We start from the raw sequence: 17,908 nt of genomic DNA on the forward strand, positions 1-17,908 counted from the left end.
GCCGCCGTGCGCGCGCCGCTCAGCGGCCGTGCACCGCCGCGGCTGCCTCGCCGCGCGGCGCCGCGCCCTTGCGCGTGGCGACGATGAAATCCGCTGCGCGTTCGCCGATCATCACCGACGGCGCATTCGTATTCCCGCCGACCAGCGTCGGCATCACCGACGCATCCACCACGCGCAACCCTTCGACGCCGCGCACGCGCAGTTGCGGATCGACGACCGCGCGCGCGTCCGAGCCCATCCGGCAGGTGCCGACCGGGTGGTAGATCGTGTCGGCATGCTCGACGATCGTCTTGCGCAGTTCCGCTTCGCTCTGGTCGGCCCGCGTGTACAGCTCGCGCCCGCCCTGCGACGCGAGCGGCGCCTGCGACAGGATCCTGCGCATCGCCTGCGTGCCGCGCACGAGCAGGTCGAGATCGCGCGAATCGCTGAAGAAGCGCGGATCGATCAGCGGTGCGTCGCGCGCATCGCCGCTCGCGAGCGCCACCGTGCCGCGGCTGAACGGCCGCAGTGCGCACACGTGCAGCGAATAGCCGAAACCCCAGTGCATCTTGCGGTTGTGGTCGTCCACGAGCGCCGTGCAGAAGTGCAGTTGCAGATCGGGACGCTCGAGCGACGGATCGCTCTTGATGAAGCCGCCGGCCTCCGCGACGTTGCTCGTCATCATCCCGGTGCGGCTCGAGAAATAGCGCGCGAGCGCGGGCGTCATCTTCGCGATCCCGCGCACGCACACGCCGACCAGTTCCGATGAATTCACGCGCGTATTGATGATGAAATCGATATGGTCGATCAGGTTCGTGCCGACGTCCGGCGCATCCTGCACGACCGCGATCCCGTGCCGGCGCAGCTGCTCCGCCGGGCCGATCCCCGAGCACATCAGCAGTTGCGGCGAATTGAACGCACCGGCCGACAGGACCACTTCCGCGCGCGCGTCGAGCGTCTCGACGCGCCCGTTGCGCGCGATCGCGACGCCGGCCGCGCGCTTGCCGTCGAACGTGACGCGCAGCACCGTCGCATCGGTGATCACATGCAGGTTCGGCCGGTTGCGGCCGTAGATATACGCGCGGGCGACGCTGCAGCGCGAGCCATCGCGGTGCGTGACCTGGTAGAAGCCGACGCCTTCCTGCGTCGCGCCGTTGAAGTCGTCGTTCAGCGGATAGCCGGCCGCGTGCGCCGCCTGGATGAATCGTTCGGAGAACGGATTGCGAAAGCGCAGATCCGACACCGTGAGCGGGCCGTCCGCGCCGTGCCACGCATCGGCGCCGCGTTGGTTGCCTTCCGCCCGGCGGAAATACGGCAGCACGTCCTGCCACCCCCAGCCGGTCGCGCCGAGCTGCGCCCATTCGTCGTAGTCGCCCGGGTGGCCGCGCGTGTAGATCATCGCGTTGATCGCGCTCGAGCCACCCATCCCGCGCCCGCGCGGCTGATAGCCGCGCCGCCCGCCGAGGCCCGGCTGCGGCACCGTCTCGTAGCCGTAGTTCGTGCCGAGCTTGAACGGCACCAGCGCCGCGATGCCGACGGGCATGTTGACGAGCAGGTTGCGCTCCGTATGCGAGCCGGCCTCGATCAGCGCGATCGTCGCGTCGGGGCAGGCATCGGCGAGACGGCCTGCGAGGCTCGACCCGCCCGAACCGCCGCCGACGATGATGTAGTCGTATTGCATGTCACGTCTCCGTCGTGTCATGGAAGGCGCCCGGCACCGCCGCGCGACCGCGTCCCCTCTTGTAATGTTCGGGCATTGTAGGAATGGCCGTCGCGCGCGCGGCGCGCCGATTCAAGAGCGATTCCTCTAAACGCTCGCGTGAACTAAATTTAAGATGTATCGATTCGCTTGGCGCGACGCGCCGGCCACGAGAAGCCGATCCGTCGCGCAACGGGAGTGACGACGATGCAGCGCCAGGTTCTGCAGGCCGCGTGCCGACCGGGTGGTCCGGATGCGATGCGCGCAGCCCGCATTTCATTTCAAACGGCTGCCCGCGCGGGGATGCTTAACGTCATGCGCGCAGTCGGTCGAAATCGAACGGCACGTGTCGTCGCCGACCGTTTGGATGGTTTGCCGCCGCAGCGGCACGGTGCACTGCGGCACGATTTGACTGACCTGTCGCGCTGCCCCGCTTCGGCGCACCGGCAGGCGCTCACGGCGCAGCGACGCGTGCCTGTCGGCAGTCACATCGCGCCGCACATGCATGCGCCACAAAGCAGTTTCCGGATGCACACACCGTCGCGCGGATGCGACGCCCGCTGCACGCTTCAACCGGTTTTCGAGCACACGTCGCATCCGGCCCCGTGCCGCGCGACCCGCACCACCCCGATCCGCGTCGCCGCGCTCGCCGAGCGTGCGCATGCGGCGTGACGGCCGGCCGACCCGCCTGGTCCAACTGGAGGAGACGACATGAAGAACGACCTGCCCGAACTGGCCCCGCAAGCCCTGCCGTCGGTCGATGCGCTGACGGCGCTGCTGCGCGACCAGCGCGCGGCGTACCTGCGCGCGCCGTATCCGGCATGGGAAACGCGCGTGCAGCACCTGCGCGCGCTGCGCACGATGCTGATCGACCATGCGGATGCCCTCGCCGAAGCGATCAGAGCCGACTTCGGTCATCGCGCGAAGCAGGAAGTGCTGCTGTCGGAAATCTGGATGGCGAAGGAAGAGATCGACGACGCGCTCAAGCACGGCAAGCGCTGGATGAAGCCGATGCGCAAGCCGATGAACAAGTGGCTGCGCCCGGCGCGCGCGAAGGTGATGCCGCAGCCGCTCGGCGTGGTCGGCATCGTCGTGCCGTGGAACTATCCGGTGCTGCTCGCGGCCGGCCCGCTGATCTGCGCGCTCGCGGCCGGCAACCGCGCGATCATCAAGATGTCCGAACTGACGCCGCGCACGTCGGCGCTGTTCGAGCAGCTCATTGCCAAGACCTTCACGCGCGACCACGTCGCGGTCGTGAACGGCGATGCGGAAGTGGGCGCCGCGTTCAGCGGGCTGCCGTTCGATCACCTGCTGTTCACCGGCTCGACGCACGTCGGCCGCCACGTGATGCGCGCAGCCGCCGACAACCTCACGCCCGTCACGCTCGAACTCGGCGGCAAGTCGCCGGCGATCGTCGGCCCGAACGCGCGCTTCGATGCAGCGGTCGACGCGATCGTCGCGGGCAAGACGCTGAACGCGGGCCAGACCTGCATCGCGCCCGACTACGTGCTGCTGCCGCGCGGCATGGAAGCCGCGTTCATCGAGCGCGCACGCGCCCGGTTCGCGAAGATGTATCCCGACCTGTCCGCCAACGGCGACTACACGACGATCGTGTCGCCGCGCCATTACGCGCGGCTGCAGCAGCTCGCGAGCGACGCGCAGGCGGCCGGCGCGCAACTGCATCCGCTGTCCGACGCGCAATCCGATCCCGCATCGCGCCGCTTCGTGCCGTGCGCGGTCACGCAGGTGCCGGCCGCGTCGCAACTGATGCAGGAGGAAATCTTCGGGCCGCTGCTGCCGCTCGTGCCGTACGAACGGCTCGACGAAGCGATCGCCTACGTGAATGCACGCCCGCGTCCGCTCGCGCTCTACCTGTTCGACGAGGACGGCGGCACGATCGACCGCGTGATGCGCGAAACGATCTCGGGCGGCGTCACGGTCAACGAAACGCTGATGCACATCGCATGCGGCAGTTTGCCGTTTGGTGGGGTCGGGGCGAGCGGCATGGGCGCCTATCACGGCTACGACGGCTTCGTGACGTTCTCGAAGATGAAGCCGGTGCTCACGCAGGCGCGCCTGAACGCGCGCAACCTGCTCGCGCCGCCGTACGGCAAGCGCTTCGCCGCACTGATCAAGCTGATGCTGAAGTTCTAGGCGAAACGGAAACGGGCCGCGCGCATCGCGCCGCGGCCCGCACATGCCTGCCGCGCGGCGAGGGTGCCGCGCGCGCCGTCACACGGGCCAGAGCGGCCCTTCCTGCATCGCGCCGATCTGCTCGCGCAACTCGAGCACGCGCGCTTCCCAGTAACGATGCGTGTTGAACCACGGGAACGCGGCCGGAAATGCGGGATCGTCCCAGCGCCGCGCGAGCCATGCGGCGTAGTGGATCAGCCGCAGCGTGCGCAGCGCTTCGACGAGATGCAGCTCGCGCGGCTCGAATTCGCAGAAATCCTCGTAGCCGGCCAGCAGGTCCGCGAGCGCACGCGACGCGCCTTCGCGATCGCCCGGCAGCAGCAGCCACAGATCCTGGATCGCGGGCGCCATCCGGCTGTCGTCGAAATCGACGAAATGCGGGCCGGCATCGGTCCACAGCACGTTGCTCGGATGACAGTCGCCGTGCGTGCGCAGCAGACGGATCTCGCCCGCCCGCTCGAACGCGGCCTCGACGCCTTCGAGCGCGAGGTTCACGGCCGTCTCGTATGCGGGCCGCACATCGTCCGGAATGAAATCGTGCGCGAGCAGGTAGTCGCGCGGCTCATAGCCGAACGTCCTGATGTCGAGCACGGGGCGCGCGACATACGGCTGCGTCGCGCCGACCGCATGGATCCGGCCGATGAAGCGGCCGAGCCATTCGAGCGTGTCGCTGCGATCGAGATCGGGCGCGCGGCCGCCGCGCCGCTCGAAGATCGAGAAACGGAAGCCGTCGAACGCGTGCAGCGTGCGGCCGTCGAAGGTGCGCGCGGGCACCGCCGGAATCTCGCGCGCGGCGAGTTCGGCGACGAACGCGTGCTCTTCGAGGATCGCTTCGTCCGACCAGCGTGCCGGACGGTAGAACTTCGCGACGACCGGCGGGCCGTCTTCGATACCGACCTGATAGACGCGGTTTTCGTAGCTGTTGAGCGCGAGCAGGCGCCCGTCGGTGCGCAGGCCGGCCGGTATCAGCACGCTGTCGAGCGCGTCGAGCACGCACTCGGGCGTGAGTCCGGCGAACGGCGGGCCGGCGGGAGAAGCGGGAGCGGAAGTGACGTCTTTCATGCCCCGCATTGTGCCGCCAGCCGGGCTGAAAGACGAGCGCCCGGTGCGATGATGGCGCTTAGTGAAGCGCCGCGCCGGCCGGCAGCACGGATTCGCCGGTATCGATCAGGTCCTCGAGAAAGAACGGCTCGGTGTTGAGTTCCTTGGACTCGCCCGGTACGCCTGCGTACCAGGTCACCATGGCCATGTCGCCCAGGACGCGCTGGACGATGCCGCGCGCGCCCTTCGGCACCGCGATATGGGTAGTGCAGACAATCGACCCGACATGCATGATGGTTCCCCACTCTTGAATCTTGAAACCCGGCCCGCTGGGGGCCGGCAAATGCACGATCCGCGCGCTCTCGTCGGAGCGTTGCGCGTAATCCCATTGTTCACGGTTTATCGAAGCACGAAAAGAAGAAGAAGCAGGCGAAGTGCCGCGAATTCGTCGAATGTCTCCAATCAACCACTGCGCCGGGGTAGACGCTTGCCCGCCCGGTTACCCCCATCATACCCTGTCGAATGTGACTGGCCGCCGAATCCCCGGCATCACCGCGGCGCGTACGTGACGGACGCCCCAGGTGCACCGTGAATCCGGTATCGGGTCACCAGGCAATTTCGCGCGACTGCGATTGCCGAATCACGCGACACCGTCATCACCTTCCCCCTGCCTCGAACGCAGCCCGCACAGCAACGGTGCCCACGCATCGCCCTCCGACCTTCGCCATGCGATGCGCCACCGACTTGTGTTGCATCCGATGCAGGCCTTGCGGTACCTTTGATGCTCATTCGCGTTCAAGCGCATTCCGACACGATGCATCCGCTCACGTCCGCCCTCGCAAAATCCCGACCGCAGTTCGACTCGCGGCCGCAGGCGTGCGCGCATCCGTCGGTCCTTCCTCCTCCTGTCGCACCGCCGCTCGTCGGCGCCGCGCCGCCCCCTCCGGCGGTACGCGCCGGCTGACCAGCCGGCTTTTCGTTTCGTCTTCCATTCGCCCGCAGGCCCGCATTCGTGCGTCGTGACGCACGGCGTGCTGCTGCGCGCGCGGATGGAACATTCCGATCCGTTCGACAGGTGGATTCACATGGTTTCGTTCAAACGCGCGCTCGCCGCGCACGGCGCGACGTCGCTCTTCGTGCTGCTGTGGAGCAGCGGCGCGATCTTCGCTGAACTCGGGCTGCGTCACGCGTCCGCGTTCGTCTTTCTCACCGCACGTTTCGCACTGGCATCGCTCGTGCTGCTCGGGCTGGCCTTCCTGCGCAAGCGCTGGCTGCCGCCGCGCGGCGAACGGCGCATGGCCGCGCTGACCGGCTTGCTGATGATGGGCGGCTATTCGATCTTCTACCTGCTCGCGCTCGAACGCGGGATCGCGCCGGGCGTGCTCGCGACGATCCTCGGCGTACAGCCGATCCTCACGCTCGCGATCGTCGAGCGGCGCTGGCAGCCCATGCGCATCGCGGGGCTCGCGCTGTCGCTGGCCGGTCTCGCGCTCGTCGTGTTCCGCGGCACAGGAGACGGCGGCCTGTCACTCGCGGGCATCGCGTGCGCGCTCACCGCGCTCGTCGCGCTGACCGCCGGCTCGCTGCTGCAAAAACGCGTACGTGCGGCGCCCGCCGACGTGCTGCCGCTGCAGAATGCGATCGGCCTCGCGCTGTGCGTGGCGATCGTGCCGTTCCGGCCGGTGTCGTTCGACCTGAGCTGGGCCTTCGTGATCCCGCTGCTGTGGCTCGGCATCGTGATTTCGGTGATCGCGCAACTGCTGTTCTACCAGTTGATGCAGCGCGGCGATCTCGTCAACGTGACGAGCCTGTTCTATCTCGTGCCCGTCGTCACCACGCTGATGGATGCCGCGTGGCTCGGCAACCGGCCCGAGCCGCTCGCGCTCGCCGGCATGGGCGCGATCATCGCGGGGCTCGCGCTCGTGTTCCGCGGGCCGGCCGCCCGCGTGCAACCCGACCGCGCATGAGCGGGCGTGCCGCCGCGCCCGCGGGGGCGGCGGCACGCATCGGACACATACGACGAATCCGCAAAAATCGAAAGGCGCGAGAAAGATACGCGCAAGGCGTTCGTCTAACTTGCGGGAAAAGTGCGCGATTCACGGGGCTTTCCGCTGATTTTTAATGGTTCGGATAGCGAAAAGCGCTGCCGGTTGCCTATACTCGAATTGACCGCCCCGCTCGCAATCGGGCCGGACCAAGACTAGAAACACCCGGCATGGGGCCGGAGCAAGCGCGCACGCGCCCGCTCCGGTCGACCTTGGAGACACGCATGACGACCTACTTCACGATCGGCGACTTCATCCTGTTGATTCCGATGGCGCTGGCCGGAGCGCTATTTCTCGGCGCGGTGCCGTGCGCAACCGAATTCCGCCATAACCTGCTGCGCGTGCTGGGCGTCATTCTCGGCGTCGGCGTCGCGGTATTGCTCGTCGAAGGCCTGCCTGCGCTGATCTAGCGGCGCACCACCCGTGCGTGACCTGCATCGCTGCACTGCAGCGATGCGATGTGCCGCGCGCAAGCCATCAATACGGCACGCGATGTTTCGCATGCCGTATCGACTGCCGGTCAGATCGCCTGATCGGTGGACGGCTTTTCCCACAGATTGATGCCGCCTTCCGTCGCGTAACGATCGATCTCCGCGAGCTCTTCCGCCGAGAATTCGAGGTTCTTCAGCGCGCCGACGTTTTCACGCACCTGCTCCGCGCGGCTCGCGCCGATCAGCGCGGACGTCACGCGGCCGTTGCGCAACACCCAGGCGAGCGCCATCTGCGCGAGGCTCTGCCCGCGCCGTTCGGCGATCGCGTTGAGCTTGCGCACATGGTCGAGGTTGTCCGCGCTCAGGTGATCCTGCTTCAGCGAGCCGCCGCCCGGCTTGTTCACGCGCGCGTCGGCCGGCACACCGTTCAGGTACTTCGACGTGAGCAGCCCCTGCGCGAGCGGCGTGAACGCAATGCTGCCCGTGCCGATCTCGTCGAGCGTGCCGAGCAGTTCGGTTTCGACCCAGCGATTCAGCAGGTTGTACGACGGCTGGTGGATCAGCAGCGGCACCTTGTACTGCGCGAGCAGCTCGGCCATCTCGCGCGTCTTCGCCGCCGAGTACGACGAAATGCCGATGTAGAGCGCCTTGCCCTGCTGCACGGCCGACGCGAGCGCGCCCGCCGTTTCCTCGAGCGGCGTGTGCGCGTCGAAGCGGTGCGAATAGAAGATGTCGACGTAGTCGAGCCCCATCCGCTGCAGGCTCTGGTCGAGGCTCGCGAGCACGTACTTGCGCGACCCGCCGCCGCTGCCGTACGGCCCCGGCCACATGTCCCAGCCGGCCTTGGTCGAGATCAGCAGCTCGTCGCGATACGGCCGGAAATCTTCCTTCAGCAACCGGCCGAAGTTGGTTTCCGCGCTGCCGTACGGCGGCCCGTAGTTGTTCGCGAGGTCGAAGTGGTTGATGCCGAGGTCGAACGCGGTGCGCAGGATGTCGCGCTGCGTCGAGATCGGCGTCGAGTCGCCGAAGTTGTGCCACAGGCCGAGCGACAGCGCGGGCAGTTTGAGCCCGGATTTGCCGCAGGTGCGGTATTGCATGTCGGCATAACGTTCGGAAGCTGCTTCGTAGGCCATGAGTCGGTTCCGTCAGGACATCGGGAGAAGGGACGCGCGCCGGCCGCGCTTGGGGCGCGGCGGCGGCGAAGGAGTCATACGACGACTATGGTAGCGAAAGCGGCCGGAACGCGCTCGCCGGCGCGACGATGGACGCGGCCGCGGCCGTCGCCTACACTGCGGCGTCTCGAATCACCGTTTCTGCGAGGTTGGTATGTCCCGGGTCATCTCGGTTGCGCTGCTCGTCGGCGGCGTCGTGCTGCTGTATTTCGGCGGCCAGTCGTTCCATTCGATCAACGACAACGTGTCGCGCTTCTTCACCGGTTCGCCCGCGACGAAGACGATCCTGCTGATCGTGGGCGGCGCCGTCGCATCGTTCATCGGCCTGATCGGCCTCGCGATGCCGGGCGGCAAGCGCTGAGCGCCAGCCGCGCGATGCACGCACGGCCCGCGTCATACGCTCGGGCCGCGCCAAACGAAACGGGCGGCCAGGCCGCCCGTTGTTCCATGCATCCGCAATGCGCTGCATCGCGTCATCACCGCAGCCTTGAAGGCCGCCCGCTGCGCGCCTAGAACGGCACTTCCGATTTCGATGCCGAGCGCGTGCCGGGCACCGGCCGGTTGCTCGCGCCGTGATACGTATACACGAGCGAGAACTTCACCTGGTTGGAACGGTTCTGCCCGGCCGAATGCAGCGTGTTGCTGTGGAAGAACACGACGTCGCCCGTCTGCAGCGACGGGCACGTGGCCGCAGCGATCATCTTCTGGTTCTCCGGCAGGTCACTGCGGAAGAACTTCGCATCGTCGAACGCTTCAGGCCCGAATTCGGCCGTGTGCGACCCCGGTACGAGCCACAGTGCGCCGTTCTCGTTCGTTTCCGGCCCGAGCGCGAGCCACACCGACACCATGTCCGGACGCTCGAACGACCAGTAGCGGAAATCGCGATGCCAGCCGGTCAGGCTGCCGTACGCGGGATGCTTGGTCATCATGCAGTTGTGATGCGCGCGCGACAGCACCGGCTCTTCGCCGAAATACTCGCGCATCCACGCGCCGATTTCGGGTGCGATCGCACGCTCGGCGAAGGCCGGATCACGCGAGTACGCGTCGAGCAGCCGCCGCACCGTATGCCCGCCCGGCGCATGCTTGGACTCGGGCGCGCCCGGATAGCGCAGGTCCGCCTCGAACTCGATCGGCTCGGCCGCCTCCCGCAACTGGCGCTCCGCGACCTGCCTGAGCGCCGCGCACTGCTCGTCGCTGACGAGGCCACGCGCGACGACGAAGCCGCGCTCGCGCAATTCCGCGACTTGCGCGCGGATCGATTCCGACTGCAATGGAGACGACATGGGATGCCAGACGCTTATTGTGTGAATGTGACGATTGTAAATCGGCGCCGGATGCCGCGAACAGCACCATTGTCGTGCGCAGGGGCATGCCAATCGCGAATTTGATCCGGCTCAAGGGAACTGTGCGGCGCGGCGCCGGCCTCAGCGACAGGCGGTATGCGGCACACGCCTTGTGGCACAAGGGTTTATCGCGACTTTTGCCCGTCATGAATCCCCTGTAGCCTGTCGCGGCCTGTCAATTCTGGCGGGCGCGGCGCGCAGCGGGTTTCGGTAAGATCCGTTGCGCAATCCGAGGCCGTTCATACCAGTGCGCTCCCAAGGGCGCCATCCATACAAGCGAAGCATCGTTCACATGCCATTCCGTCTGACTTCCCGTCTCAGCCGCGCTGCGAAGCGCGTCGTGCCGCCCGCTCCTGCCCGCTCGCTGCGCCATCACCGCACACGCACGCAGGCGCTGGCCGAGCGCACGCCCGCCCATAGCCGGCTGGACGGCATCCGTGCGTGGTTCCACGCATTTTTCTCGATGATGAGCACGCAGGCATTCTCGCGCCGTGCCGGCCTGCGCTCGCTGCTGCAGAAGCCGTCGTCGCTGCGCGCGCTCGCGCTGCGCCGCACGCTCGGCCCGCAGCGCCGCGTCAACCGCCCGCGCCGCCTCGCGGCCAGCAACGGCTGGTTCGGGTTCGGCGCGCGCTGAGCACACGCCGGCGGGCACCGCCGCGCGACGATCGCCGTCGCGCCGCTGCCCGTGCCGTTGCCCGATCGCCACGGCGATCGGAACGCATAAAAAAACCCCGGCAATGCCGGGGTTTTTCATTTGAGGCGAACGACGCTTACGCGACGCGTGCCGTCGGCTCGACGCCGGCCGCTTCGGCCAGGGCGAGCGCCTTGTCGGTCGCTTCCCACGAGAATTCCGGCTCTTCGCGGCCGAAGTGGCCGTAAGCAGCGGTCTTCTCGTAGATCGGGCGCAGCAGGTCGAGCATCTTGATGATGCCCTTCGGACGCAGGTCGAAATGCTCGCGCACGAGCTTCGTGATCACCGCATCCGACACGCGGCCCGTGCCGAACGTGTTGACCATCACCGAGGTCGGCTCGGCCACGCCGATCGCGTACGACACCTGGATCAGCGCGCGCGACGCGAGGCCGGCGGCGACGATGTTCTTCGCGACGTAGCGGCCTGCGTATGCAGCCGAACGGTCGACCTTCGACGGATCCTTGCCCGAGAACGCGCCGCCGCCGTGCGGTGCGGCACCGCCGTACGTGTCGACGATGATCTTGCGGCCGGTCAGGCCGCAGTCGCCCTGCGGGCCACCGATCACGAACCGGCCGGTCGGGTTCACCAGGAACTTGATGTCGCCCTTGATCAGGTCGGCCGGCAGCGTCGGCTTGATGATTTCCTCGATCACGGCTTCGCGCAGCGCCGGCAGCTCGATGTCCGGTGCGTGCTGCGTCGACAGCACGACGGTGTCGATCGAATCGGGCTTGCCGTCGACGTAGCGAACCGTCACCTGCGACTTCGCGTCCGGGCGCAGCCATTGCAGGCGGCCGTCGCGGCGCAGGCTGGCCTGGCGCTCGACGAGGCGATGCGACAGGTAGATCGGCAGCGGCATCAGTTCCGGCGTTTCATCGCACGCGTAACCGAACATCAGACCCTGGTCGCCCGCGCCCTGGTCGAGGTTGTCGTCGTGTGCACGATCGACGCCCTGGGCGATGTCCGGCGACTGCTTGTCGTACGCGACGAGCACCGCGCAACCCTTGTAGTCGATGCCGTAGTCGGTGTTGTCGTAGCCGATGCGCTTGATCGTGTCGCGCGCGATCTGGATGTAGTCGATGTTGGCCGTCGTGGTGATTTCACCGGCCAGCACGACGAGACCCGTGTTGCACAGCGTTTCCGCCGCTACGCGGGAATACTTGTCCTGCTCGAGGATGGCATCGAGGATCGCGTCCGAGATTTGGTCCGCGACTTTGTCCGGATGGCCTTCAGAGACGGATTCGGACGTGAAGAGATAATCGTTTGCCACTTTTTCAGGCTCCTGTGTGGTTACGGTTGGTTTCACGTAGCCAGCTTCGTTGGGCCTGAAGCGGCGACGCTTTAGCGGATTACCAGGACCGGGCAGCGCGTGTCACGCTAACCGGCTTCGCCCCGCAAGTTGTCAGTTAACTCGGCGAAGCCCGTATTATAGCGGCTTTCCTGAATTGTCACAGAGCGCCGCCCGTGCTGCATCTTCCGCTGTCTCACCACCCTGTTTGCAAAGCGCCGGCCAGCCGGTCCCACGGAGGTTTCGCATGCTAGGTCGTCTAGCCACGCACCTCGCCATTGGCTTGCTGAAACTGCTCGCCCTGTTGCCGTACGGCCTGACCGCACGGTTCGGCGATGGTCTCGGCTGGCTGCTCTACAAGATCCCCAGCCGGCGAAAGCGCATCGTACACACCAATCTGAAACTCTGCTTCCCTGACTGGAGCGACGAACGCCGCGAGGAAATTGCCGGGCAGCATTTCCGCCATGCGATCCGCAGCTACGTCGAACGCAGCGTGCAGTGGTTCGGCTCGGAGAAAAAGCTCGCGAAGCTGATCCAGGTCGACAGCGCGGTCGACCTCGACGATCCGGACCTGCCGCCGACGCTGTTCCTCGGCCTGCATTTCGTCGGCATCGAGGCCGGCTCGATCTGGCTGAACCGTTCGCTGCATCGCCGCTGCGGGTCGCTCTACCAGCCGTTCTCGAACGCGGTGCTCGAGGAAGAGGCGAAGAAGGCGCGCGGGCGTTTCGACGCCGAGATGGTCGGCCGCGCGGACAGCGCGCGCGTCGTGCTGCGCTGGCTGCGCGATCGCAAACCGGTGATGCTCGGCGCCGACATGGACTACGGGCTGCGCAATTCGACGTTCGTGCCGTTCTTCGGCGTGCCCGCGTGCACGCTGACGGCGGTCGGCCGGCTCGCGAAGACGGGCCGCGCGCAGGTCGTGCCGTTCATCGGCGAGGTGCTGCCGAACTACAAGGGCTACCGTCTGAAGGTATTCAAGCCGTGGGATCACTACCCGACCGGCGACGACGATCTCGACGCGCGGCGGATGAATGAATTCCTCGAGGAACAGATCCCGCTGCTGCCCGAGCAATACTATTGGGTCCACAAGCGCTTCAAGACGCGCCCGAACGGCGAGCCGAGCCTGTACTGAGCCATGCTCGCGGGCGCGTTCACGTGCGTGCCCGCGCTCTCGCTATCTTGGGCACGCCTTTCGCGCGCGCCTGCCACAAGTCGTAAGCGGATTGCTGGGCGAGCCACAGATCCGCGCGACCGCCGTTCTCCTCGCCAAGCCACGCCTCGATGCGCAACGCCATTTCCGGCGAGATCCCCGCATGACCATGCAGAATGCGCGACAACGCCGCACGCGTGACGCCGAGTTGCGCCGCGGCCTCGGTGACGGTCAGGCCGAACGCCGGCAGCACGTCGTCGCGCAGCGCTTCGCCCGGATGCGGCGGATTGAAGATGCGAGTCATCGCTTGAATCACCTCAGTGGTAGTCCTGGTAATCGACCAGGACGGCATCGGCGCCGTCGAAACTGAACGTCAGACGCCAGTTGCTGCTCACGCTCACCGCGAAATGGCCGTCCAGTCCACGGGCAAGGCCGTGAAACCGCCAGCCCGGCACGTTCATGTCGAGCGGCCGGCTCGCGACGTCGAGACGTGCAAGCTGGCGTCGTAACCTTGGCGCATGGTCGGGCCGGATGCCGGCCTTGTTCCCGCTCGTGAAAAACGCTTCCAGCCCCTTGTGCTGCCACGACTTGATCATGGATCTCCCACATTCGAGTCGCGATGCCGACAGCATGGCCCATGCGTATAGCCACACTATACGAATCGCTTGATTGCCTTGTCAATTTGACCTGTACGAAGGTACGCGTCCACGCCATCCCGTGTTTTCGCCGAACCCTGCTGGCACCACGACAGGCCCGTCACACCGCATCAATCTGCCCGCCTGTCGCACACGCGACCAGTCGACCGATCGACAGATGCGCCCCATTTCGCCCCCACCCGCGCAGGACGCCCCTGTCGGCTGCATGTATCATTTGCGGTTGAGATCAGCACGGCGAACGAGGCCGCCCGGCACGCCGCGCTGACCGCCTTGTTCGCCATGGAAATCCGGACCCAGTGAAACTCTCGTTCACCAAGATGCACGGCGCGGGCAACGACTTCGTCGTGCTCGACGGCTATTCGCGCGCGTTGCCGCCGCTCACCGAAGCGCAGGTGCGTGCGCTCGCCAATCGTCACTTCGGCATCGGCGCCGACCAGCTGCTGCTCGTCGAGAAACCGACCGTCGACGGCGTCGATTTCAAGTACCGGATCTTCAATTGCGACGGCGGCGAGGTCGAACACTGCGGCAACGGCGCGCGCTGCTTCGTGAAGTTCGTCAGCGACCGCGGCCTGACCGACAAGCGCAGCGTGCGCGTGCAGGTGATGAAGGGCCTGATCACGCTGACGATGCAGGACAACGGCGAAGTCGTCGTCGACATGGGTGCGCCCGTGTTCACGCCGGCGCAGGTGCCGTTCGACGCAGCGGGCCTCGACGGCCGCGCCGAGGGTCGCGACACGCTGTGGCCGCTCGACGTCGGCGGGGCGACGCGCTGGATCTCGACGGTGACGATGGGCAACCCGCACGCGGTGCAGGTCGTCGACGATGCCGAAGCGTATCCGGTGCTGGAAGAAGGCCCGCTGATCGAGCACCACGCGCGCTTCCCGGAGCGCGTGAACGCCGGCTTCATGCAGATCGTGTCGCGCAGCGAAGTGAAGCTGCGCGTGTACGAACGCGCGGCGGGCGAGACGCTCGCGTGCGGCACCGGCGCATGCGCGGCGGTCGCGGCCGGCATCCGGCGCGGCCTGCTCGATTCGCCGGTGACCGTGCACACGCACGGCGGCACGCTGACGATCAGCTGGGACGGCGCGCGCGACGAAGCCGCCGCACTGATGATGGCCGGGCCCGCCACGACCGTGTTCGAAGGCGAGATCGACCTGCCCGCCTGACCCTGCAACGTCCTTGATAACTGAACGCTCCCGCCACATGAACGATCGCGAAGTCGCCGACTACCTGCTCGCCAACCCCGAATTCTTCGCGCAGCACGCCGAACTGCTCGCGACGATCCGCCTCGCGAACCCGCACGGCAAGGCCGCGATCTCGCTGCAGGAGCGGCAGATGGAGATGCTGCGCGACAAGAACAAGCATCTCGAGCGCCGGCTCGCCGAACTCGTGCGCTACGGCCACGAGAACGACAGCCTGTCCGCGAAGTTCAGCCGCTGGACGGCACGCGTGATCGCGGAACGCGATCCGTACGCGTTGCCGCGCACGATCGCCGACGGCATCGCCGAAGTCTTCGACGTGCCGCAGACGGCGCTGCGCGTGTGGGATGTCGCCGACACCTACTCGCAAGCCGACTTCGCGCGCCAGGTCGGCGAGGAAGTGCGCCTGTTCACGAACGGGCTGTCGACGCCGTACTGCGGTGCGAACACGGGCTTCGAGGCCGCGCAGTGGCTCGCGCCCGCGATCGCCGCGCCGGCCGCGCATGCGGCGGAAGGCGCGGAAGCCGCGTCGTCCGCCGGCGACGGCTCGGCCGCATCGGTCGCGCTGCTCGCGCTGCGTGCGCCGCTCGCCGGCAACGATGCGCCCGCGTTCGGCCTGCTCGTGCTCGGCTCGCCCGACCCGCGCCGCTTCCACGACGGGATGGCCACCGACTTCCTCGCGCAGATCGCGACGCTCGCGAGCGCCGCGCTCACGCGCCTGCTGCCGCACTGATCCTGCCGCACGCGATGACAGACGATCCGATCGCCGCCTACCTGTCGAACCTGAAGCACGTCAGGCAGCTGTCGGAACACACGCTGCGCGGCTACACGCACGAACTCGACGAGCTGAAGAAGCTCGCGAACGGCCGGCCGCTCGAAGCGCTGACGGCCGCCGACATGCGCGGCGCGGTCGCGCGGGCACATTCGGGCGGGCTGTCCGCCCGGTCGATCTCGCACCGGCTGTCCGCGTGGCGCGCGTTCTACCGCTGGTTCGCGCAGCGCGTCGAGATGCCCGCGAACCCGGTCGCCGCGGTGCGCGCGCCGAAACGCGCGAAGACCTTGCCGAAGGCGCTGTCGGTCGACGATGCTTCCGCGTTGATGGACGCGCCGCTCGCCAACACGACCGAAGGCATCCGCGATCACGCGATCCTCGAGCTGTTCTATTCGTCGGGGCTGCGCCTCGCCGAGCTGATCGGGCTCGACGTGATGTACACGCACGCCGACGGCTACCGCTCGACCGGCTGGCTCGACCTCGCCGAAGCCGAAGTCACCGTGCGCGGCAAGGGCAACAAGGAGCGCAAGGTGCCGGTCGGCCGCAAGGCGATCGACGCGCTGAACGCATGGCTCGCGGTGCGCGGCGAATTCGTGAAGCACGATCCGCATCCGCTGTTCGTGTCCGTGCGCGGCAACCGGATGTCGCCGGGCGTCGTGCGCGAGCGCGTGAAGCGCGCGGCGCTCACCGCGGGCATCCCCGCCAACGTCCATCCGCACGTGCTGCGCCACTCGTTCGCGACGCACGTGCTGCAGTCGAGCGGCGACCTGCGCGCGGTGCAGGAGCTGCTCGGCCACGCGAGCGTCTCAGCGACGCAGGTCTATACGTCGCTCGACTTCCAGCATCTCGCGAAGATTTACGACAGCGCGCACCCGCGCGCGAAGAAGCGCGACTGACGCGCGTCCCGTGTTACCCGCCGCGCGCGGCGACCGGCCACGGCCGGCTGCGCGCACGGCCCATTTCGATCTCATCATGCAAACCGTCACCCTCAAGCCGTCCAAGGAAAAATCGCTGCTGCGCCGCCATCCGTGGATCTACGCCAATGCGATCGACCGCGTCGACGGCAAGCCTGCGCCCGGCGCGACCGTGATCGTGCGCGCGCACGACGGCCGCTTCCTCGCGCGCGGCGCGTACAGCCCGCAATCGCAGATCCGCGTGCGCGTGTGGAGCTTCGACGAGAACGAGCCGATCGACCATGCATTCTTCAAGCGCCGCGTGCAGCGCGCGGTCGCGCACCGCACCACGATGGTGTCGGGCACGGGCGCGGTGCGGCTCGTGTTCGGTGAAGCCGACGGGCTCCCGGGGCTGATCGTCGACTACTACGTCGCGGACACCGCCGAAGCCGGCGCCGCGCCGCGCGGCCAGCTCGTCTGCCAGTTCATGGCCGCGGGCGTCGAGGCGTGGAAGGACGCGATCGTGAAGGCACTCGTCGGCGCCACGGACTGCCCGAACGTCTATGAGCGCTCGGACGTGTCGATCCGCGACAAGGAAGGGCTCGAACAGACGACCGGCGTGCTGGCCGGCGACGCGCCGCCCGCGACGCTGATCTCGAACGAAAACGGCGTGCGCTATCACGTCGACGTGCCGAACGGCCACAAGACGGGCTTCTACGTCGACCAGCGCGACAACCGCGCGCTGGTGGCGCAGTACGCGGCCGATCGCGACGTGCTGAACTGCTTCTGCTACACGGGCGGCTTCTCGCTCGCCGCGCTCAAGGGCGGCGCGAAGCGCGTCGTGTCGATCGACTCGTCGGGCGATGCGCTCGCGCTCGCGCAGCAGAACGTCGTCGCCAACGGCTTCGACGCCGAACGCGCGACCTGGCTCGACGCCGACGCATTCAAGACGCTGCGCCGCCTCGTCGACGAAGGCGAGCGTTTCGACCTGATCGTGCTCGATCCGCCGAAGTTTGCGCCGACGCGCGACAGCGTCGATCGCGCGGCGCGCGCATACAAGGACATCAACCTGAGCGGCTTCAAGCTGCTGCGTCCGGGCGGCCTGCTGTTCACGTACTCGTGCTCGGGCGCGATCGACATGGACCTGTTCCAGAAGATCGTCGCGGGTGCGGCCGCCGACGCGAAGGTCGACGCGCGCATCCTGAAGCGCCTCGGCGCGGGCGTCGATCACCCGCTGCTCGCGGCCTTCCCGGAAGGCGAATATCTGAAGGGCCTGCTGTTGCAAATCGTCTGATCGCCCCGATCTACGCGCGTAACCGTCCGCCGGCCGCACCCGGGCGCCCGGCGGATCCTCGCTCC

At 67.5% G+C, this 17,908-nt stretch carries 19 protein-coding genes; 11 read left to right on the plus strand and 8 right to left on the minus strand.

Annotated features, from left to right (window positions below):
- Positions 1-19 precede the first annotated feature (19 nt).
- Positions 20-1,660, minus strand: a complete 1,641-nt coding sequence (locus CFB39_RS17050; protein ID WP_089473714.1) for a GMC family oxidoreductase — start codon at positions 1,658-1,660, stop codon at positions 20-22.
- A 225-nt stretch (positions 1,661-1,885) separates the two neighbouring features.
- Between CFB39_RS17050 and CFB39_RS40235 the strand changes: the two genes are divergently transcribed.
- Entirely contained in the window at positions 1,886-2,350 is a 465-nt protein-coding gene (locus CFB39_RS40235; RefSeq protein WP_179257685.1) for a hypothetical protein, read from the plus strand.
- Between the two features lie 39 nt (positions 2,351-2,389).
- The gene (locus CFB39_RS17065) at positions 2,390-3,832 is read left to right on the plus strand and encodes a coniferyl aldehyde dehydrogenase (RefSeq protein WP_089473716.1); all 1,443 of its coding nucleotides are present in this window, start codon (positions 2,390-2,392) and stop codon (positions 3,830-3,832) included.
- 78 nt (positions 3,833-3,910) lie between these two features.
- Here CFB39_RS17065 and CFB39_RS17070 read toward each other — a convergent pair whose 3' ends face one another.
- Positions 3,911-4,933 carry a serine/threonine protein kinase gene (locus CFB39_RS17070; RefSeq protein ID WP_373452551.1) on the minus strand — a complete coding sequence of 341 codons (1,023 nt, stop codon included), beginning with the start codon at positions 4,931-4,933 and terminating at the stop codon, positions 3,911-3,913.
- 58 nt (positions 4,934-4,991) lie between these two features.
- Positions 4,992-5,204 carry a hypothetical protein gene (locus CFB39_RS17075; RefSeq protein ID WP_011353523.1) on the minus strand — a complete coding sequence of 71 codons (213 nt, stop codon included), beginning with the start codon at positions 5,202-5,204 and terminating at the stop codon, positions 4,992-4,994.
- A 793-nt stretch (positions 5,205-5,997) separates the two neighbouring features.
- Here CFB39_RS17075 and CFB39_RS17085 point away from each other — a divergent pair.
- Together CFB39_RS17085 and CFB39_RS17090 are read left to right on the plus strand one after the other, a co-directional pair.
- Positions 5,998-6,879 (plus strand): DMT family transporter, encoded by an 882-nt coding sequence (locus CFB39_RS17085; RefSeq protein WP_089473805.1) that lies wholly within the window; start codon positions 5,998-6,000, stop codon positions 6,877-6,879.
- Positions 6,880-7,181: 302 nt separating this feature from the next.
- Positions 7,182-7,367 carry a hypothetical protein gene (locus CFB39_RS17090; RefSeq protein ID WP_011353526.1) on the plus strand — a complete coding sequence of 62 codons (186 nt, stop codon included), beginning with the start codon at positions 7,182-7,184 and terminating at the stop codon, positions 7,365-7,367.
- 110 nt (positions 7,368-7,477) lie between these two features.
- Here the strand turns inward: CFB39_RS17090 and mgrA are convergent, their stop codons facing one another.
- Positions 7,478-8,521 (minus strand): L-glyceraldehyde 3-phosphate reductase, encoded by a 1,044-nt coding sequence (mgrA, locus tag CFB39_RS17095; protein ID WP_069249117.1) that lies wholly within the window; start codon positions 8,519-8,521, stop codon positions 7,478-7,480.
- Between the two features lie 193 nt (positions 8,522-8,714).
- Between mgrA and CFB39_RS17100 the strand changes: the two genes are divergently transcribed.
- Positions 8,715-8,921: a DUF3185 family protein gene (locus tag CFB39_RS17100; protein WP_011353528.1), complete on the plus strand. Its 207-nt coding sequence runs from the start codon at positions 8,715-8,717 to the stop codon at positions 8,919-8,921.
- Positions 8,922-9,069: 148 nt separating this feature from the next.
- Here CFB39_RS17100 and CFB39_RS17105 read toward each other — a convergent pair whose 3' ends face one another.
- The gene (locus CFB39_RS17105) at positions 9,070-9,843 is read right to left on the minus strand and encodes a phytanoyl-CoA dioxygenase family protein (protein ID WP_089473718.1); all 774 of its coding nucleotides are present in this window, start codon (positions 9,841-9,843) and stop codon (positions 9,070-9,072) included.
- A gap of 352 nt (positions 9,844-10,195) precedes the next feature.
- Between CFB39_RS17105 and CFB39_RS17110 the strand changes: the two genes are divergently transcribed.
- Positions 10,196-10,537: a hypothetical protein gene (locus CFB39_RS17110; protein ID WP_089473719.1), complete on the plus strand. Its 342-nt coding sequence runs from the start codon at positions 10,196-10,198 to the stop codon at positions 10,535-10,537.
- Positions 10,538-10,673: 136 nt separating this feature from the next.
- Here the strand turns inward: CFB39_RS17110 and metK are convergent, their stop codons facing one another.
- Positions 10,674-11,861, minus strand: coding sequence for a methionine adenosyltransferase (gene metK / locus CFB39_RS17115; RefSeq protein ID WP_006482984.1), 1,188 nt, complete (start codon positions 11,859-11,861; stop codon positions 10,674-10,676).
- Between the two features lie 265 nt (positions 11,862-12,126).
- Between metK and lpxL the strand changes: the two genes are divergently transcribed.
- The gene (gene lpxL, locus CFB39_RS17120; protein ID WP_089473720.1) at positions 12,127-13,011 is read left to right on the plus strand and encodes a lauroyl acyltransferase LpxL; all 885 of its coding nucleotides are present in this window, start codon (positions 12,127-12,129) and stop codon (positions 13,009-13,011) included.
- 19 nt (positions 13,012-13,030) lie between these two features.
- On the opposite strand, the gene CFB39_RS17125 is transcribed toward lpxL, so the two are convergent.
- Together CFB39_RS17125 and CFB39_RS17130 are read right to left on the minus strand one after the other, a co-directional pair.
- The gene (locus CFB39_RS17125) at positions 13,031-13,333 is read right to left on the minus strand and encodes a HigA family addiction module antitoxin (RefSeq protein WP_046544200.1); all 303 of its coding nucleotides are present in this window, start codon (positions 13,331-13,333) and stop codon (positions 13,031-13,033) included.
- A 13-nt stretch (positions 13,334-13,346) separates the two neighbouring features.
- Positions 13,347-13,625 (minus strand): type II toxin-antitoxin system RelE/ParE family toxin, encoded by a 279-nt coding sequence (locus tag CFB39_RS17130; RefSeq protein ID WP_089431837.1) that lies wholly within the window; start codon positions 13,623-13,625, stop codon positions 13,347-13,349.
- A 356-nt stretch (positions 13,626-13,981) separates the two neighbouring features.
- Here CFB39_RS17130 and dapF point away from each other — a divergent pair, with 356 nt between their 5' ends.
- From dapF to CFB39_RS17150, 4 genes are all read left to right on the plus strand, one after another.
- Positions 13,982-14,851, plus strand: a complete 870-nt coding sequence (gene dapF, locus CFB39_RS17135) for a diaminopimelate epimerase (RefSeq protein WP_089473721.1) — start codon at positions 13,982-13,984, stop codon at positions 14,849-14,851.
- A 37-nt stretch (positions 14,852-14,888) separates the two neighbouring features.
- A complete protein-coding gene (locus CFB39_RS17140) occupies positions 14,889-15,617 on the plus strand; it encodes a DUF484 family protein (protein WP_089441253.1) in 729 nt (242 codons plus the stop codon).
- A gap of 14 nt (positions 15,618-15,631) precedes the next feature.
- Positions 15,632-16,552 carry a tyrosine recombinase XerC gene (xerC, locus tag CFB39_RS17145; protein ID WP_089473722.1) on the plus strand — a complete coding sequence of 307 codons (921 nt, stop codon included), beginning with the start codon at positions 15,632-15,634 and terminating at the stop codon, positions 16,550-16,552.
- A gap of 76 nt (positions 16,553-16,628) precedes the next feature.
- Complete coding sequence (locus tag CFB39_RS17150) at positions 16,629-17,843, plus strand: class I SAM-dependent rRNA methyltransferase (RefSeq protein ID WP_069249126.1); 1,215 nt, start codon at positions 16,629-16,631, stop codon at positions 17,841-17,843.
- Positions 17,844-17,908: the final 65 nt, after the last annotated feature.

This window comes from Burkholderia sp. AU6039 (assembly GCF_002223365.1).
Classification (GTDB): Bacteria; Pseudomonadota; Gammaproteobacteria; order Burkholderiales; family Burkholderiaceae; genus Burkholderia.

Coding starts and splice junctions, on each gene's coding strand:
- CFB39_RS17050 (WP_089473714.1), bottom strand. CDS start 1,660: ATGCAATACGACTACATCATCGTCGGCGGCGGTTCGGGCGGGTCGAGC.
- CFB39_RS40235 (WP_179257685.1), top strand. CDS start 1,886: ATGCAGCGCCAGGTTCTGCAGGCCGCGTGCCGACCGGGTGGTCCGGAT.
- CFB39_RS17065 (WP_089473716.1), top strand. CDS start 2,390: ATGAAGAACGACCTGCCCGAACTGGCCCCGCAAGCCCTGCCGTCGGTC.
- CFB39_RS17070 (WP_373452551.1), bottom strand. CDS start 4,933: ATGAAAGACGTCACTTCCGCTCCCGCTTCTCCCGCCGGCCCGCCGTTC.
- CFB39_RS17075 (WP_011353523.1), bottom strand. CDS start 5,204: ATGCATGTCGGGTCGATTGTCTGCACTACCCATATCGCGGTGCCGAAG.
- CFB39_RS17085 (WP_089473805.1), top strand. CDS start 5,998: ATGGTTTCGTTCAAACGCGCGCTCGCCGCGCACGGCGCGACGTCGCTC.
- CFB39_RS17090 (WP_011353526.1), top strand. CDS start 7,182: ATGACGACCTACTTCACGATCGGCGACTTCATCCTGTTGATTCCGATG.
- mgrA (WP_069249117.1), bottom strand. CDS start 8,521: ATGGCCTACGAAGCAGCTTCCGAACGTTATGCCGACATGCAATACCGC.
- CFB39_RS17100 (WP_011353528.1), top strand. CDS start 8,715: ATGTCCCGGGTCATCTCGGTTGCGCTGCTCGTCGGCGGCGTCGTGCTG.
- CFB39_RS17105 (WP_089473718.1), bottom strand. CDS start 9,843: ATGTCGTCTCCATTGCAGTCGGAATCGATCCGCGCGCAAGTCGCGGAA.
- CFB39_RS17110 (WP_089473719.1), top strand. CDS start 10,196: ATGCCATTCCGTCTGACTTCCCGTCTCAGCCGCGCTGCGAAGCGCGTC.
- lpxL (WP_089473720.1), top strand. CDS start 12,127: ATGCTAGGTCGTCTAGCCACGCACCTCGCCATTGGCTTGCTGAAACTG.
- CFB39_RS17125 (WP_046544200.1), bottom strand. CDS start 13,333: ATGACTCGCATCTTCAATCCGCCGCATCCGGGCGAAGCGCTGCGCGAC.
- CFB39_RS17130 (WP_089431837.1), bottom strand. CDS start 13,625: ATGATCAAGTCGTGGCAGCACAAGGGGCTGGAAGCGTTTTTCACGAGC.
- CFB39_RS17140 (WP_089441253.1), top strand. CDS start 14,889: ATGAACGATCGCGAAGTCGCCGACTACCTGCTCGCCAACCCCGAATTC.
- xerC (WP_089473722.1), top strand. CDS start 15,632: ATGACAGACGATCCGATCGCCGCCTACCTGTCGAACCTGAAGCACGTC.
- CFB39_RS17150 (WP_069249126.1), top strand. CDS start 16,629: ATGCAAACCGTCACCCTCAAGCCGTCCAAGGAAAAATCGCTGCTGCGC.